Genomic DNA, 16556 nt, shown 5'->3' on the forward strand with positions numbered 1-16556 from the left:
TCGCAATAAAGAAACCCCGCAATAAGCGGGGTTTTCTGTCTCGAATTATTTAAGAATTAAACACGTTCGATCACTGTTGCAATACCTTGACCTAGGCCGATACACATCGTCGCAAGACCGATTTGCGTATCTTGTTGCTCCATTACGTTTAGCAATGTCGTCGTGATACGCGCGCCAGAACAACCAAGCGGGTGACCCAACGCAATCGCGCCACCGTTATGGTTCACGATGTCTTGCTTGTCATAAATGCCTAAGCCTTTAAGAACAGACAGACCTTGTGCAGCAAAAGCTTCGTTTAACTCAACAGTTTGCATATCTTCAATGGTCAGACCAGCACGTTTCAACGCTTTTTGAGTTGCTGGAACAGGGCCATAACCCATGATCGCAGCGTCACAACCTGCAACCGCCATAGAGCGAATCACAGCACGTGGTTTCAAACCAAGCGCTTGAGCACGTTCAGCAGACATTAACAGCATTGCAGATGCACCGTCAGACAATGCTGAAGATGTTGCAGCAGTCACTGTCCCGCCTTTAGGGTCAAATACTGGACGTAAAGCACGGAAAGTTTCGATGTTGGCATCCGGACGGATCACTTCATCGATATCGCACAGAACTTTATAACCGTCAGCATTATGACCTTCAATGCCTACGATCTCGTTCTGGAACAGACCATTTTCAGTCGCAGCCCAGGCACGGCGGTGAGATTCCACACCAAACGCATCCTGTTCTTCACGAGTAATGCCGTTCATGCGACCTAGCATTTCAGCAGTCAGGCCCATCATATTTGATGCTTTTGCGTAGTGCTTAGATGCAGCAGGGTTCAGGTCGATGCCGTGCATCATACCTACGTGGCCCATATGCTCTACACCACCGATGATGAAGATATCACCCTGGTTAGTCGCAATCTGTGCAGCCGCAGTGTGGATTGCCTGCATAGAAGAACCACACAGACGGTTAACCGTTTGACCTGCAACAGTCTTAGGAAGATCAGCTAACAATGCGATGTTACGCGCAATGTTCATCCCTTGTTCCAGAGTCTGGTTCACACAGCCCCAGATTACATCTTCAACTTCATTCGGGTCGAATTCGTTACGAACCATCAACGCACGGATAAGTTCAGCTGACATGCTGTCGGCACGTACATTGCGGAACATACCGTTTTTCGATTTGCCCATGGCAGTACGTACGCCATCAACAATCACAACGTCACGTGGATTTAAAGTAGCCATTCACGTCACTCCTTAACCGTAGAATTTTTTGTTGTTAGCAGCCATGTCGCGCAATGATTGCGGCGCTTCATAAGCCTTACCTAAGTGCGCGTATTTGTCGCAAAGTGCAACATACTCAGCTACACCAGTTTGGTCGATATAACGGCATGGACCACCACGGAATGGAGGGAAGCCTACACCCATGATCATCGCCATATCTGCTTCAGCCGGAGTTGCAACAATGTTGTCTTCCAGGCAACGAACAGTTTCGTTACAGAAAGCCAGCATCATACGGTCAATGATCTCTTGAGGATCAAATTCACGTTTTTCAGCAGTTGCAACAGATGCCACAAGTTCGTATGCGGTTGGATCAACCACTTTGGCTTTTTTGCCTTTACGGTCAAGTTCGTATTTGTAGAAACCAACGTCATTCTTTTGACCCAGACGGTTGTTTTCGTACATCACTTGGATCGAACCTTTGAAATCAGGTTTCATACGATCCGGGAAGCCTTCAGCCATCACTTCTGCACCGTGAACGCCAGTATCGATACCAACCACGTCCATCAGGTAAGCAGGACCCATAGGCCAGCCGAATTTTTCCATCACTTTATCGATTTGCTGGAAGTCAGCACCATCTTTCAGTAACAGGTCAAATGCACCGAAGTAAGGGAACAGTACGCGGTTTACCAGGAAGCCCGGGCAGTCATTCACTACGATTGGTGTTTTACCCATTTTCTGAGCAAGAACAACAGTCGTTGCAATCGCTTCAGCAGAAGTCTTCTCACCACGAATCACTTCCACCAGTGGCATCATGTGTACCGGGTTAAAGAAGTGCATACCCACGAAGTTCTCTGGACGTTCCAGATTTTCAGCCAGACGCGTGATTGAAATCGTAGAGGTGTTTGACGCAATGATCGTGTTTTCACGTACTTTAGATTCAGTTTCTTTCAGTACGATGCCTTTCACTTTCGGGTTTTCAGTTACTGCTTCGATCACGATGTCGACTTCTTTAAACTCGTCATAGCTTAAAGTAGGACGGATGCGAGCAAGGGTTTCACCCATTTGCGCTGGCTTCATCTTCTTGCGTTCAACCTGCTTGGTCAGCAGTTTGTTTGCTTCAGACATACCCAGTGCAAGTTGCTGGTTACCGATGTCTTTCATGATGATTGGAGTGCCTTTGCTTGCCGCCTGGTAAGCAATACCACCACCCATGATCCCTGCGCCTAGAACGGCAGCCTGGTTCACTGGATGTGCACCTTGTTCATATTTCTTAGAAGTTTTCTTCACAACCTGGTCGTTCAGGAACAGACCGATTAACGCACCTGCTTGTGGAGTTACCGCAGCTTTCGCAAAGCCTTGAGCTTCAACTTTTAACGCTTCATCGCGGTGTAAGCTTGCACCTGCCTGAAGAGAATCAAGCAATAGTTTTGGCGCTGGGTATTGAGCAGGGTTTGCTTTTGCAAGAACCGCACCTTTCGCCGTATTGAACGCCATCATTTGCTCAAGCATGTTCAGCTTGATTGGATCCAGTTTTTCCTGGCGTTTTGTTTGCCAGTCTAAACGACCGTGAATTGCCTGTTTCAACAGGTCAATCGCAGCATCTTTCAGTTTGTCTGCAGCCACAACCGCATCAACAGCACCATCTTTCAGTGCAGCAGCCGGTTTTTTCGGAGTAGCCATGGCCATCCATTCAACTGCATTGTCGATACCGATCAGACGGCTTAAACGAACCGTACCACCGAAACCAGGGAAGATACCAAGTTTGATTTCAGGCAGGCCGACTTGCGCCTGTTCTGACATCACACGGTAGTCACAGACTAAGCACATCTCGAAACCGCCACCCAGCGCCATACCGTTAATCGCGGCAACTTTAGGAATGTCCAGGTCTTCGAAGCTGTTAAAAATTTCATGAACTGGTAGTGCCCAGTCAACAATTGCCTGTTCGCCTTGAGCAAAGTTATCGCCGAATTCAGTAATGTCAGCGCCTACAATAAATGTAGACTTGCCTGAAGTCACGATTAAACCCTGAATGTCAGCAGCGGAAACTGCGTCAATCGCAGCCTTGAAATCTTCAATCGTTGCACGGTTGAATTTGTTAACCGACTCACCTTGTAAGTCAAAGCGGAATTCTGCAATTCCGTCCTCAAGCATTTGGACGGTAATGGCATTGCCAGCGTGGATCATGCCCTGATCTCCTTTATTTTGGAGGACTTCTAAGTTGATGTTGTGAAGCAAGCGCGCATTTCCCGCGCACTTTTTTACTTCGCTAATCTTACGATAACTATATCCAAAAAGAACAACACAAGTTGTATCAAGCCGTGACGCAAGGGTCATCAATTTTCATCGCTCAATCAAGGCGTTGTCATGTCCGGAATACAGTGAGCCGTTATCGCAGTGTAATGAAGTTATTGTTTCAATTTCACTTTTTTATTGCTGTTGCGCTTTTTTTATAACGCAAATTGACCAGATAGGGAATGTTTGCTGTGTGGTGTTTTGGTCAAAATAGTCAATTGAGATTCAAATCATCCGCTATGGATGTAAGAAAATGTATGCAACGCTGTGTTCTACAAGCGGGTAGGAAGAGCAAAAGCAGCTTTGTTATAATGCGGCCCAGATGTGACTTTTTTATTTTTCCCCGTTCTTTTTGGGGCTAGGATTTTTGGGTATTGATATGCTTAAGTGGATTATTTTGGCCATCTTTGTCATTTCAGCGTTATATATTCAGCGACGTGGCACAGTTCGGCATTCTTTTTATCGCCAGTTTTTTGACCATTCAACCTTGTTTGCACCAATCAATTTTTTAATGTACGCCTTTTCACGCGTACCGAATCAGCCTTATATCGATACGCAGCATTTTAAAGACCTAAAAGTGCTGGATGAAAATTGGGAAATGATTCGTGACGAAGCACAGGCACTCTATCAGAAAGGCGGGATCAAGGCTTCGAGCAAATATGATGACCTGGGGTTTAACTCATTTTTTAAGACTGGCTGGAAACGCTTCTATTTAAAATGGTATGACTCGGCGCATCCCTCTGCAGCAGAGCTCTGCCCAAAAACTACCGCCTTGCTCAAAACTTTGCCTACCATTAAAGCGGCCATGTTTACCGAGCTGGCACCCGATAGCCGTTTGGTCCGTCATCGTGACCCTTATGCCGGTTCATTGCGTTATCACTTGGGCTTAATGACCCCGAATGATGACCGCTGCTTTATCGATGTCGATGGCCAGCGTTATTCTTGGCGCGACGGCGAGAGCGTGGTATTTGATGAAACCTATATTCATTATGCCGAAAACAAGACTGACCAGAACCGGATCATTTTCTTTGCTGATGTCGAGCGACCTTTAAAAACCCGCTGGATGGAACGCTTCAATCACTGGTTTGGTAAAAAAGTGATGACAGCAGCCAGTTCACCGAATGAGGTTGGGGATCAGACTGGTGGCTTAAACAAAGTCTTTGGTTATGTCTATCAACTCCGGGTAAAAGCCAAAGCTTTAAAAGCACAGAACCGCCAGCTGTACTATTTCCTGAAATGGTTCCTGATGCTGGGTATTTTCTTCCTGATCTTTATTCGTCCTTATCTGTTTGCCTAAGCTGCAACATAAAAAATAAAGCGCCCACATGGGCGTTTTTTATTACTTGCAGAGATTCACCACATCATTCTGATTTTGTGTAAGATAAAACAAAATAGGGGGAAGATGATGCGTGTATTTCGTTCCAAAAAAGACTGGTGGCTGCTGGCATTTTTGATCTGTATGAGCGGTTTGTTATTGCAATTATTACTGACCATGCAGGCCAAAGGGACGATGGCTCAATATCCGGTGCATACCGCAGTCTATATACTCACAATCCTCTTGGTCTGGTGGCCGGTCTGGAGTACCCGTTATATCGTCCAGGATGGGCAATTGACCATTAAAAGCCTATGGCTGACCTGGCAAATTCCGCTCAGCTCAATTCAGAATATCCAGCCTACAGATCATTCAGAAATTGCACCTGCTTTGTCTTTCAAGCGTTTAAAAGTCAGCTATACATTGGCAGATCAGCAAAAATATATCCTGATTTCACCTAAAGACCCGGATGCATTGATTCAGGCGATTCAAGCACATCAAACAGTTTAATTGGAATCGGAGGCTTGAGGCTGAACTAGCAATTGACCATTAATGCAGTCCAGATGGAGTTGCAGTTGTTCTGGATGGTTCAGGAAATAAAGCGCTAAGATCGGTTCCAGTTCAGTCCGTATTTTTCGGCCCAGATGACGGGCGCCATAACGGATGTCATGACCCTGATAAAAATGGGCCTTGGCTGCATCAGTGAGGTGAATCTGTCGTTTCTGATGTTGCAGACGTTGATTTAATTTATCCAGCTCAATCTCAACCAGTCGTGGCAGGGCATCATTTTGGACAGCCTGATAGTGCAAGGTACGGTCAATCCGGTTTAAAAATTCAGGATCGAACTTGCGCTGCATGACTTTTTCAATAATCTGCTGGGTCGGTACTTTTTTCAGACATAGTTGCTGCATTTTTTGCGGCAGATAGCTGAGCTTTTCCAGATATTGTTGCGCGGCTTGTGCACCGACATTACTGGTCATAAAAATCATGCAATTACGAAAATCGATGGTTTTGGTACCAGCAGTCAACGTCAGTCGACCGGTATCCAGGACATTCATCAGACCACGAATCACTTCAGTACTGGCTTTTTCCAGTTCATCAAACAGCATGATGCCGGGACGGGTATGGCTTCCGGCAATAGCGGTTTCATCAAACAGGCTATGGCCTTCTTTAGAGCCCACATAACCCGGAGGCGCGCCAGTCAGGGCAGCTGCATAATGTTCCTGCGCCAAAGTATTCATATCAATCCGGCAGAAAGCATCAGGACGGCCATAAATTGCTTCGGCAATCAGATGCACGGTCTCGGTTTTGCCGACACCGGTCGGGCCAAGCATTAAGGTAACCGAAAGCGGATGTTCAGGACTGGAAAAGTCAGCCTTGACCACATGCAGCATTTTTTCAATTTCATTTAAGGCGGCATCCTGACCGATGATCCGTTCCCGTAGCAACTGCATCACAGCCAGAGGTTCAAAATGAAAACGCGGTTTCCCAATTAAACGGTCACGCTCAGACTGGCTATGGCTAGAAGTGGCAGGTTGCACAACATGAATACCGGATTGGGAACTTGTCATCTTGGATCATCTCGAGATTGAACCTGTCGAGCATAGCAAAGTTAGTTCAGGCGACTTATAGCTTTTAGCAATCAGACCATATTGGGTTGCTTATAAATACGGCGGTCTGGGCATAACCTGTTTCACTTTCGATGACAGTTCGGGTGAATTTTGTGTCATCGCTTGAAAATGACACATTAAACATCACATATATCTGCATATTGCAGGTGAAAAATAGGTTTTAGGTGAACGAGAACGCACGCCCTCATATTGAAAAAATCTTGGCCAATATGACCACCTTACCCGGGGTCTACCGGATGTATGGCAAAGATGGCGAACTCTTATATGTGGGAAAAGCCAAGAACCTGAAAAATCGGGTATCTAGTTATTTTGTCAAAACCCTTGATCATCCCAAGACTCAAGCTTTGGTGGCACGGATTTATGACATTCAGACCTTGGTGGTGCGTTCAGAAACTGAAGCTTTATTGCTAGAGCAAAACCTGATCAAGCTGCATCGTCCACCGTATAACATCATGCTGCGTGATGACAAATCCTATGTCTATATTTTTGTCTCTGCAGACAAGCCCTATCCGCGGATTGCCAGCGGTCGTGGCAAGGGCAAACATCAGGTCGGCAAGTTCTTTGGACCTTATCCGAGTGCTTACAATGCCCGCGATACTTTGGTTATTCTGCAAAAATTATTCAATGTACGTTCCTGTGAGAATGGTTTCTTTGCCAATCGTACTCGACCTTGTTTGCAATATCAGATCAAGCGCTGTTCCGGCCCTTGTGTCGGCCTGATTTCACCTGAGGATTATCAGGAAGATGTCAATAATTCGATTCGCTTCCTGCAAGGCGATACCAAAGAGTTGAATCAGGAACTGATTGCCAAGATGGAAGCAGCCGCAGAAAATCTGGAATTTGAAAAGGCGGTATTTTATCGTGACCGGATGGCATTACTGCGTGATGTACAGGCCCAGCAGGCGATTTATAAAGTCAAAGGTGAGGCAGATATTCTGGCGATTGCCTACCAGGCAGGAGTAACTTGTGTGCAGATCATGCATGTGCGTAATGGCAAGATGCTCGGCGGTAAAGGCTATTTTCCGGATATGCTGAGTGACGATCTGGGACAAATGCTCTCGGATTTTATTGCCAACTTCTACTTCCAGGTTGCCGATGAAATTCCTTCTGAACTGATCGTAAATATTGAAATGCCAGATCGGAAGGAGCTGGAAGCCGCACTTTCTCAACATTTTGACAAGAAAATTCAGATCAAATCCAAAGTTCGGGAAACCCGTGCCGAATGGCTGGAACTTGCACAGATGAATGTGCAACATGCCATTCAGGGCAAGCTGGCCAATCACTTTGAGCTGAATGAACGTTTCCATCAGTTAGAGGAGGTCGTAGGACGGCCGGTAGATCGGATTGAGTGTTTCGATATCTCGCATACCATGGGTGAAGATACGGTTGCTTCTTGCGTAGTCTTTGATAGTGGAGGCGCGCGCAAACGCGATTATCGCCAGTTTTCTATCAATGATATTCAGGCGGGTGATGACTATGCCGCGATGCGTCAGGCCTTAACCCGTCGTTATAAAAAAGCCATGCTGCCAGATTTGCTGCTGATTGACGGTGGTAAAGGGCAATTGCATATGGCGATGGAAGTCATGCAGGAACTTGGGCTGGATGCCTTTATGGTCGGTGTGTCTAAAGGCGAAGGGCGTAAGCCGGGTCTGGAAACCCTGCATTTTACCGATGGCAGCAAGATCCAGCTTCCAGAAGATCATAAGGCCCTGCATCTGATCCAGCAGGTACGTGATGAAGCTCACCGTTTTGCCATTACCCGCCATCGGGCCAAACGCGATAAAAAACGGGGTTCATCCGTATTGGAAGTGATCCCAGGATTAGGGCCGAAGCGCCGTCGTGATTTATTGACCCATTTTGGTGGGATTCAGGGTGTGCTTAAAGCTTCAGAAAAAGATCTGCAACTGGTACCGGGTCTGGGTTCGGTCATGGCCCGGATGATTTATAAAGTTCTGCATGAGTAATCGTTTTATATCAATTACAAGTGCAAAAATGCACATTGACCTTCGAGTCAAAGGTCATTTCTATTCATAGATTTTTCCAGCAATATATCGGTTCATCAGACAAAGTTGAAGGATCGATATGTCTTTGCAAACACTGTACGCACAAATTGCGCAGCAAGAATGGATTGAAATGCCGCCAGGCTGGGGACAAGGAAGAACCATCTACGGTGGACTTGCAGCTGCAGTCATGATGCAAAAAGCCGTGGTAATAATCAATGATCCTACTAAACGTTTGCTGAGTACCAGTGTGACTTTTGTTGGCCCGGTACAGGAAGGCAAAGCACGCCTAACTGCGGAAATTCTGCGTGAAGGCAAATCGGTCACTACCATCGAAGTGCGTCTATGGCAGGATGAGGCTGTTCAGAGCATTCTGATTGCCAGTTTCGGCGTAGCGCGCGATTCTAGCATTCAGGTACATCAGGAAATCCAGGCTCCGGATTATGCTCCTCCTGAAACCCTGTTCCAGATTCCTGCACAGTTCAAGCTTCCAAAGTGTTTTGATCATTTTGAACTCAGATGGGCGGATTTGAATCTGCCGTGCAGTTCAAGTGTACGTCCTGATTTTGAAGGCTGGTGCCGCTTCCATCCAGATCAACATTCTGACCGTGAATTTCAGTTAGCTGACCTGATGGCCATTTTTGACATCTGGCCACCTGGGGTGTTACCGATGTTTCAGACACTGGCCCCAGCGAGCAGCCTGACCTGGACTGTAACCTATGTGCATCCAGTGCAGCATCAGCTACATGATTGGTTTAAATATAAAGTGATTACCGACCATGCGGCTGACGGTTATTCAACAGAACATGCCTATCTGTGGGATGTAGAAAATCGGCTGATTGCGATGGCCAGACAGACAGTGACGGTGTTTGCCTAGTGACACTTCAAGTCAATTCGTATAAAGTGAAGCGTATTAATGATGGATTAAACCTCGAAAAAAGTGTGCATTTTCATCGTACATGAGGGGAACAATTGGCGGTGTCTATGACTACAGGTCGTATCCTGAATATTCCAAATATCTTGACCTTGGCTCGTATTATCCTGATTCCGGTTTTTTTATTGGTCGCATATTGGCCACCGGCAATGGGATTTAATGAAACCAGTCCTGATGTGACGCGGCATATTATCTTAACGACAATTTTTGTAGTGGCTGCAGTCACTGACTGGTTTGATGGTTATCTGGCGCGTACTCTGAATCAGACGTCTGCTTTTGGTCGTTTTTTGGATCCAGTTGCAGACAAGTTGATGGTCGCTGCTGCGCTTATTGTCTTAGTGCAATGGCAACCTTCGATCTCGATGGCTTTTGCAGCGATTGTGATTATTTCACGGGAAATTACAGTTTCAGCTTTACGTGAATGGATGGCTGAACTCGGTGCGCGTACCAGTGTGGCGGTGTCGACAGTGGGTAAATACAAAACCGCGTTCCAGATGATCGCAATTACGGTTTTCCTGCTGAACTGGCCACCGCTAGAAATGCTGGCTTATGCTTTGCTATATACAGCTGTGGTACTGACCTTATGGTCAATGTTTATTTATCTAAAAGCAGCCTGGCCATATCTGAAACAGCCTTAATCAACAAAAGCTCCTTAAAGGGGCTTTTTTTTATAGCTGAAATAGGAAATATAAAAATAGCAGGCAAAAAAATACCCAGCCTTTGGGGGAAGAACTGGGATGAAATCGGGGGTATTTCTCAGTTATTATTATAGTTATTCAAAGATATCTCATCTTCTTGCTGGTCATTATAGGGAGCACCTTCCACAAAATCATGTGGTTTCTTGTAGCTGAATGTTGTGTTTTGTGAGAGCAATGTATACAGAATTTACAATTGATTATTTTGATACAAATCTGATTGCTTTTCAGTAAGATAATGGCTGCTTAAATTTAAAAAACACGGTAGGAAAATGACAGGTTTTGAGCCTGTTTTTTAGGTCAATAATTTTCGATTTCATGAAAGTTAAAATAGTTTTTAGAGTGCTTTTAAGAGAAATAGAGTATCTATAGAAAAAGAATATCCGAGGAGTCTCTTGTCAGGTATTTAACTCATGATCTGATGAAGAAGTAATTTTCAAATTAAAAAGGGAATTCTTTTTATAGGTTACTTTTTTATAGCATTCGAAGTGATACCTTTCGCTTAATTTACGTAAGAGAAAAGCTTGAGCTTAGATAAAAAAATTTCCATGTAAGGAGTTTTTTTATTCTATGAACTTATAGCTGCTTGTCTTGTGTAAAAAACAAAAAGAGTAGGGCTTTAAACTAAAAGGGGAATCTTTCATAGATTTCCTTTTTGACAAGTAAAATTATGCGCTTGTCTTGCTTAGTTAAAACGCAGTTTAGCTCTTGCAGTATTCATAAAAAAAAGAGCCTTGTCAGGCTCCTTTTTGACATTTGAAACTACGCGCTTCGCTTGTCTTGAGTAATTTTTAGAGCAGTACATAAAAAAGAATCTCCCATAACGGAGATTCTTTTTAAAGCCTACGCGCAGCATAGCTGCTTGTCTTGCGGCGTGGCGGAGCAGTGCTTTTGATATAAGAAAAGCCCCGTTTATGGAGCTTTTCAAATGTTGACCTACGCGCACCTTCGGTGCTTGTCTTGAAGAAAAATAAGGCAGCGCCTTATTTTTCTTCAGGCTTTAGACCTTCAGCTTTTTCCAATGATTCATCATTGTTAAAGAACTTCTCCCGTTGTTCTTCAAGGAACTTTTTCGCATCCGGTTCAAACACGTTTAAACGCTTTTCATTGATCAGCGTGGTCTGGTGTTTCAGCCATTCTTGCCAAGCCTGTTTAGATATCGTATCAAACAGTTCCTGACCCTTTGCACCCGGGAATGGTGCAAAGTCTAAACCTTCCATTTCTTGTTGATACTTACGGCAAAAAACTTGTCGAGACATATCAATACTCCAATTTAAAGCGAAAGCAATTAAGCGTAAAGTTTCTCTAAGCGAGCATGCGCACGTTCGATCGCAGCTTCAACCTGTGCAGGTGCAGTACCACCGATGTGATTACGTGCATTCACAGATGCTTCTAAGGTCAGGGCTTTTTCGAATACATCTGCCTGAATCAGATCAGAGAACTGTTGCAGTTGCTCAAGTGTCAGTTCAGACAGGTCTTTACCTTCCTGTACACCCAGAGCTACCGCTTTACCCACAATTTCGTGTGCATCACGGAATGCTACGCCATTTTTTACCAGATAATCTGCCAGGTCAGTGGCCGTTGAGAAGCCACGAAGCGCTGCTTCACGCATGATTTCAATATTTGGTACTAGAGCAGGAATCATGTCAGCAAATGCCATTAATGAACCACGAACCGTATCGATCGCATCAAATAATGGTTCTTTGTCTTCCTGGTTATCTTTGTTGTAAGCAAGCGGTTGACCTTTCATTAGGGTCAACAAGCTCATCAGATCACCATATACACGGCCGGTTTTACCACGGATCAGTTCAGGTACATCTGGGTTTTTCTTCTGTGGCATGATCGAAGAACCAGTACAGAAACGGTCTGGAATATTTACGAACTTGAACTGAGCCGATGTCCATAGGATCATTTCTTCAGACATACGTGACAGGTGCATCATAATTAAAGATGCCGCAGCATTGAATTCAATACCGAAATCACGGTCAGAAACAGCATCAAGTGAGTTTTCAGCAACAGCTTCAAAACCTAGAAGCTCAGCGGTATAAGCACGGTCAATCGGGTAAGTCGTACCTGCCAGAGCAGCAGAACCGAGTGGCATACGGTTAACACGTTTACGGCAATCAATCAGACGCTCAGAGTCACGTACCAGCATTTCAAACCAAGCCATTAAGTGATGACCAAAAGTCACTGGCTGTGCAGTTTGCAGATGGGTAAAACCTGGCATGATGGTATTGGTGTTTTTAGCTGCCAGACCCAGGATGCCTTTTTGCAATTTTTTCAGTAATTCCAGGATGGCATCAATTTCATCACGGACATACAGACGGATATCTGTGGCAACCTGGTCATTACGGCTACGGCCCGTATGCAATTTTTTACCGGTGATGCCGATACGCTGAGTCAGGCGCGACTCAATGTTCATATGCACATCTTCAAGGTCAATGCGCCATTCGAAGTTACCTGCTTCAATATCTGCTTTAATGGCAGTCAGACCTTCGATAATGTCATCACGTTCCTGTTCGGTCAGTACGCCAACTTTTGCCAGCATGGTTGCATGTGCAATCGAGCCTGCAATGTCTTGTTTATAAAAACGTTGGTCAAATTGAATAGATGCTGTAAATTCAGCAACAAAAGCATCAGTCGCTTCAGAGAAACGACCGCCCCACATACCCGAAGTCTGGGCTTGTGATGGATTTGAGGAATTAGAAGATGTGGTCATGTCGGCTCAATCAGATTAAAAGCAGTAGAACGAAAAAGAGTATAACAAATTCAAAGCCCGTTGCCGAAGTCCAAGTCGATCAATCTTTTACATCTCCGACTAGATCAGCGCAAAGCTCCTATTTTTTTAGCCAGATCGGCAAGCTGCACTATTTGCTGGAAATGTTTATTGGCGGCAATGTGCTGGCCATGGTCTTAGCCTTGGCAAAAGCACAGTCCTGGCAGGCACTCAATCTGGCAGATCTGCTTCAATATATGCTGTATATCAACTGGATACTGTTATGTTTTGCAGCGCTAGTCGAGCTTTTTCATCAGCACTTTCAACGTATGGGGATTAAGCTGGCATTAATCTGCGGATTTTTGCTATTACAGGCGATTGTTTTGGTAACTACGACCAGTCTGAATGTGCTGACTTATTTTGGCAGCAATTTGAATTTTCAGGGACTGAGTCTGGCAGTCGCACTGGATCAGGTCGGCCTACATCTGAGTTTTGGTATCCTGTTAGGCATGTTCTGTTTTCGCTATCTGTATTTGCGTGAACAATGGGCGCAGCAGCAGCACAGTGAATTACATGCACGGATTCAGGCCATGCAGGCCAGGATTCATCCGCATTTTCTGTTTAATAGTCTCAATAGCGTGATTAGCCTGATCAGTATTGACCCGGACAAAGCCGAACAAATGTTGCTGAATTTGTCCCGTCTTTTTCGGGCCAGTTTTCAGGAATTGAAGCTGGTCAAGTTGCAGGAAGAAATTGAACTCTGCCAGCGCTATCTGGAGATTGAACAGATTCGTCTGGGAGAGCGTTTGCAGGTCGAATGGAAATTAGAAAACAAAGACTTATACTCACAAGTCCAAATTCCATTATTGACTTTACAACCCCTAGTGGAAAATAGTATTTTCCATGGAGTTGAAAAAATTTTGACAAAGAGTACCATAAGCATATTGATTGAAATCTTGCAAAATCAAATTAATATCATCATAACAAACCCCTATACGCAGGATAATAAAACATTAAAAAAGGGACATGGTATTGCAATTGAAAATGTCAGACAGCGTCTGGAAGCTTATTACGGACCTACGATGACGTTTCAAACTTTCGCCGGTGGAGGGGTGTTTACCACGGTTGTGCAATATCGCTATAAATAAAAAGAAATCAAGGAAATCACAGTTAACTTATAATCAAATGAATAATGTTGACTGGATTAAGGAGGAGAAATGGACGTCCTGATTTGTGACGATGAGCCTTTGGCTGTCGAGCGACTATCACGTTTAGTCTCTCAACTGGGGCATGATGTGGTTGCAACAGCTACGCATGGTCGTCAAGCAATTGATCTGGCTCACCAGCATGAACCTGATGTCATCTTATTAGATATTCAAATGCCTGAAATGGATGGTTTGACCTGTGCGCAGCATTTGCGTCAGCTCGACCCGATGCCGGCTATTGTCTTTTGTACGGCCTATGACCAACACGCGCTGGATGCATTCAAGTCTAATGCAGACGGCTACCTGCTTAAACCGGTGATGCAACAGGAATTGGCACAGGTTTTAGAGCATCTAATTAAACTTACCCAAGCTCAAATGAGCCAACTAAAACAAAAAGAAAATATGGAAGAAATCAATATCAGCCGCCATCAAATTGCGGCAAAGACCTATCGCGGGGTCGAATTGGTGCCAGTTGAAAATATCTATTATTTTCTGGCGGATCAAAAATATGTGACCGTACGCCATAAAAACGGCAGTGTCCTGATTGATGAAACCCTGAAGGAGTTGGAACAGGAGTTTGGACATCAGTTCATCAGGATTCACCGTAATGCACTGGTTTCGGTTCACTATCTGGAAGGCTTGGAAGTGGTGAGTTCCGGCCAGTATCAGGTGCGTTGTCGTGAACTGGAAGAGCGTCTGGCGGTCAGTCGGCGTCATTTGCCATTCTTGCGGGAACGGATTCAGAAACTCTAAACGGATCAATGAGTTCGTCTGGACCAGTATTGAAACTTGCATAAATTCGCTTGCATTTTCAAGTGAGCAGGTTAAGTTTAGACTATTGTTCTCATTGACTGTTTATTGAAATTTATGAAGACCCTAAAAATTGCTACTCGACAAAGTCCACTTGCGCTCTGGCAGGCGGAACATATCCGTGCACGCTTACAGGACCTGCATGCTGGACTTCAGGTCGAGTTAGTCACTTTTGTTACACAGGGTGATAAAATTCTTGATACGCCATTGGCTAAAATTGGCGGTAAGGGCTTATTTGTAAAAGAATTAGAAGCAGCCTTACTAGATGGTCGTGCTGATCTGGCAGTCCATTCAATGAAAGATGTGCCAATGGCTTTGCCTGAAGGCTTATCTTTGGCAGTCATCTGTGAACGTGAAGATCCACTGGATGCTTTTGTCTCAAATACTTATGCCAGTTTTGACGAATTGCCTCAAGGTGCCAAAGTTGGAACTTCCAGCTTGCGCCGTAAAACCCAGATTTTAAAACAGCGTCCGGACCTTGAGATTATCGATTTACGCGGTAATGTTGGTACACGCTTATCCAAACTGGATGCAGGTCAGTATGATGCAATCATCCTGGCCAGTGCCGGTTTAAAACGCTTGGGCCTTGCAGATCGTATTCGTCATAGTATTGTGCCTGAAGTAAGTTTACCCGCAGTAGGACAGGGTGCACTGGGCCTGGAATGCCGGAGTGGAGATCAAGCAGTATTAGATTTAATCCAGCCTCTGTTACATGTAGAAACTGATGCCTGTGTCCGTGCCGAACGTGCCTTTAATGCCTATCTGGAAGGTGGCTGTCAGGTGCCAATCGCAGGCTATGCCACTTTAAATGAAGGTGTCATTTCGATTGAAGGCCGGGTCGGTAGCGTAGATGGCGCAACTTTGCTACGCGCACAGCAAAGTGGAACCATGGCAGATGCAGAGCAATTGGGCGTGCAGCTGGCCAAAGATCTACTAGATCAGGGTGCAGGCGAGTTACTGAAAGCCCTTTATTCAAAATAATGTTGTTCATTAATACCCGTCCGAGTGATCGTGCTGCAAATTTAACGCAAGCTCTACAGACAGCGCAAATTCCGGTGATAGAGTTGCCCTTGCTAGAACTGGTACAGCAGCCTTATACGGATGAGCTAGCCAGTTTATTTAGGCAGCTACCCCAAGCAAAACTGATTGTCGTAGTGAGTCCGACCGCTGCCCAAATTGGCATGCAATATTTGCAGCAGGCAGGCCTATCATTGCATGATCTTGGAAGTGTCCAGTGGGTCGCTGTGGGTAAAGCTACCGAGCGGGCTTTAGCAAGCTACGGTATCCAGAGTTATGTGCCTGATGTGGAGACTTCGGAAGGGATGCTGCAATTGCCTGTGCTACAGCAATTAGCTACCGGATCAACTGTCGCCTTTTGGCGAGGTGAAGGTGGGCGTCAATTTATGATGCAGCATTTAAAGGATCAGCAAATTCATATATTGAATTTCATTTTATATGATCGTCAGTGTCCGCCAGTGACTTCCGAGATATTAGTTAAACATTTGACGAGCCTTGAAGCTAATCCCCGTTATGCAGTCTTGGTCAGCAGTGAAGCGAGCTGGCTTAACTGGCTAGCCTTGATGCAGCCGTATCCGCATCTCATTAATCGGGCATTGTATTTGGTTTTGGGGCCGCGTTTGGCTGCCATGCTTGGGGAATATCAACAGCAACATCAGGCTGGTTTTCAATTCGCTCAGTTAGAGGACTTAAGCGGATCGACGATTTTGCAGCAGCTACTGATGTACTAGGAAAC

General features: G+C 45.1%; 14 protein-coding genes. 9 read left to right on the forward strand and 5 right to left on the reverse strand.

Annotated features, from left to right (window positions below):
- Positions 1–56: 56 nt before the first annotated feature.
- Positions 57–1229 carry an acetyl-CoA C-acyltransferase FadA gene (gene fadA, locus FTV13_RS10720; RefSeq protein WP_180012031.1) on the reverse strand — a complete coding sequence of 391 codons (1173 nt, stop codon included), beginning with the start codon at positions 1227–1229 and terminating at the stop codon, positions 57–59.
- A 12-nt stretch (positions 1230–1241) separates the two neighbouring features.
- A complete protein-coding gene (gene fadB, locus FTV13_RS10725; protein WP_159123725.1) occupies positions 1242–3392 on the reverse strand; it encodes a fatty acid oxidation complex subunit alpha FadB in 2151 nt (716 codons plus the stop codon).
- 487 nt (positions 3393–3879) lie between these two features.
- On the opposite strand from fadB, the gene lpxO reads away from it, so the two are divergent.
- Positions 3880–4797, forward strand: a complete 918-nt coding sequence (gene lpxO, locus FTV13_RS10730) for a lipid A hydroxylase LpxO (RefSeq protein ID WP_166136817.1) — start codon at positions 3880–3882, stop codon at positions 4795–4797.
- 108 nt (positions 4798–4905) lie between these two features.
- Positions 4906–5322 (forward strand): PH domain-containing protein, encoded by a 417-nt coding sequence (locus FTV13_RS10735; protein ID WP_179991994.1) that lies wholly within the window; start codon positions 4906–4908, stop codon positions 5320–5322.
- On the opposite strand, the gene FTV13_RS10740 is transcribed toward FTV13_RS10735, so the two are convergent.
- Positions 5319–6383, reverse strand: coding sequence for an AAA family ATPase (locus FTV13_RS10740; protein WP_180012033.1), 1065 nt, complete (start codon positions 6381–6383; stop codon positions 5319–5321). The genes FTV13_RS10735 and FTV13_RS10740 overlap by 4 nt on opposite strands.
- Before the next feature lie 224 nt (positions 6384–6607).
- On the opposite strand from FTV13_RS10740, the gene uvrC reads away from it, so the two are divergent.
- The 3 genes from uvrC (at position 6608) to pgsA (ending at position 10015) form a co-directional block, all read left to right on the forward strand.
- Positions 6608–8407: an excinuclease ABC subunit UvrC gene (gene uvrC / locus FTV13_RS10745; protein ID WP_166136811.1), complete on the forward strand. Its 1800-nt coding sequence runs from the start codon at positions 6608–6610 to the stop codon at positions 8405–8407.
- 118 nt (positions 8408–8525) lie between these two features.
- Positions 8526–9320 (forward strand): thioesterase family protein, encoded by a 795-nt coding sequence (locus tag FTV13_RS10750; RefSeq protein ID WP_180002515.1) that lies wholly within the window; start codon positions 8526–8528, stop codon positions 9318–9320.
- Positions 9321–9427: 107 nt separating this feature from the next.
- A complete protein-coding gene (gene pgsA / locus FTV13_RS10755; RefSeq protein ID WP_004781631.1) occupies positions 9428–10015 on the forward strand; it encodes a CDP-diacylglycerol--glycerol-3-phosphate 3-phosphatidyltransferase in 588 nt (195 codons plus the stop codon).
- A 1040-nt stretch (positions 10016–11055) separates the two neighbouring features.
- On the opposite strand, the gene FTV13_RS10760 is transcribed toward pgsA, so the two are convergent.
- Both FTV13_RS10760 and argH read right to left on the reverse strand, forming a co-directional pair.
- The gene (locus tag FTV13_RS10760) at positions 11056–11331 is read right to left on the reverse strand and encodes an oxidative damage protection protein (RefSeq protein WP_004781637.1); all 276 of its coding nucleotides are present in this window, start codon (positions 11329–11331) and stop codon (positions 11056–11058) included.
- A gap of 29 nt (positions 11332–11360) precedes the next feature.
- On the reverse strand, positions 11361–12791 hold the full coding sequence (argH, locus tag FTV13_RS10765; RefSeq protein WP_180012035.1) for an argininosuccinate lyase: 1431 nt from the start codon (positions 12789–12791) through the stop codon (positions 11361–11363).
- Here argH and FTV13_RS10770 point away from each other — a divergent pair.
- The 4 genes from FTV13_RS10770 (at position 12782) to FTV13_RS10785 (ending at position 16551) form a co-directional block, all read left to right on the forward strand.
- Positions 12782–13936: a sensor histidine kinase gene (locus FTV13_RS10770; RefSeq protein ID WP_180012038.1), complete on the forward strand. Its 1155-nt coding sequence runs from the start codon at positions 12782–12784 to the stop codon at positions 13934–13936. The genes argH and FTV13_RS10770 overlap by 10 nt on opposite strands.
- A 69-nt stretch (positions 13937–14005) precedes the next feature.
- Positions 14006–14746, forward strand: coding sequence for a LytTR family DNA-binding domain-containing protein (locus tag FTV13_RS10775; protein WP_005232557.1), 741 nt, complete (start codon positions 14006–14008; stop codon positions 14744–14746).
- A gap of 114 nt (positions 14747–14860) precedes the next feature.
- Positions 14861–15784: a hydroxymethylbilane synthase gene (hemC, locus tag FTV13_RS10780; RefSeq protein ID WP_159123732.1), complete on the forward strand. Its 924-nt coding sequence runs from the start codon at positions 14861–14863 to the stop codon at positions 15782–15784.
- The gene (locus FTV13_RS10785) at positions 15784–16551 is read left to right on the forward strand and encodes a uroporphyrinogen-III synthase (protein WP_166136799.1); all 768 of its coding nucleotides are present in this window, start codon (positions 15784–15786) and stop codon (positions 16549–16551) included. The genes hemC and FTV13_RS10785 overlap by 1 nt, the downstream gene beginning before the upstream one ends.
- The last annotated feature ends 5 nt before the right edge of the window (positions 16552–16556 follow it).

Origin of the sequence: Acinetobacter sp. YH12235, from assembly GCF_013417705.1 — a bacterium.
Lineage (GTDB): Bacteria > Pseudomonadota > Gammaproteobacteria > Pseudomonadales > Moraxellaceae > Acinetobacter.

Excerpts from the sequence above, each read along its gene's own strand:
- fadA (WP_180012031.1), bottom strand. The coding sequence starts at position 1,229 with ATGGCTACTTTAAATCCACGTGACGTTGTGATTGTTGATGGCGTACGT.
- fadB (WP_159123725.1), bottom strand. The coding sequence starts at position 3,392 with ATGATCCACGCTGGCAATGCCATTACCGTCCAAATGCTTGAGGACGGA.
- lpxO (WP_166136817.1), top strand. The coding sequence starts at position 3,880 with ATGCTTAAGTGGATTATTTTGGCCATCTTTGTCATTTCAGCGTTATAT.
- FTV13_RS10735 (WP_179991994.1), top strand. The coding sequence starts at position 4,906 with ATGCGTGTATTTCGTTCCAAAAAAGACTGGTGGCTGCTGGCATTTTTG.
- FTV13_RS10740 (WP_180012033.1), bottom strand. The coding sequence starts at position 6,383 with ATGACAAGTTCCCAATCCGGTATTCATGTTGTGCAACCTGCCACTTCT.
- FTV13_RS10750 (WP_180002515.1), top strand. The coding sequence starts at position 8,526 with ATGTCTTTGCAAACACTGTACGCACAAATTGCGCAGCAAGAATGGATT.
- pgsA (WP_004781631.1), top strand. The coding sequence starts at position 9,428 with ATGACTACAGGTCGTATCCTGAATATTCCAAATATCTTGACCTTGGCT.
- FTV13_RS10760 (WP_004781637.1), bottom strand. The coding sequence starts at position 11,331 with ATGTCTCGACAAGTTTTTTGCCGTAAGTATCAACAAGAAATGGAAGGT.
- FTV13_RS10770 (WP_180012038.1), top strand. The coding sequence starts at position 12,782 with ATGTGGTCATGTCGGCTCAATCAGATTAAAAGCAGTAGAACGAAAAAG.
- argH (WP_180012035.1), bottom strand. The coding sequence starts at position 12,791 with ATGACCACATCTTCTAATTCCTCAAATCCATCACAAGCCCAGACTTCG.
- FTV13_RS10775 (WP_005232557.1), top strand. The coding sequence starts at position 14,006 with ATGGACGTCCTGATTTGTGACGATGAGCCTTTGGCTGTCGAGCGACTA.
- hemC (WP_159123732.1), top strand. The coding sequence starts at position 14,861 with ATGAAGACCCTAAAAATTGCTACTCGACAAAGTCCACTTGCGCTCTGG.
- FTV13_RS10785 (WP_166136799.1), top strand. The coding sequence starts at position 15,784 with ATGTTGTTCATTAATACCCGTCCGAGTGATCGTGCTGCAAATTTAACG.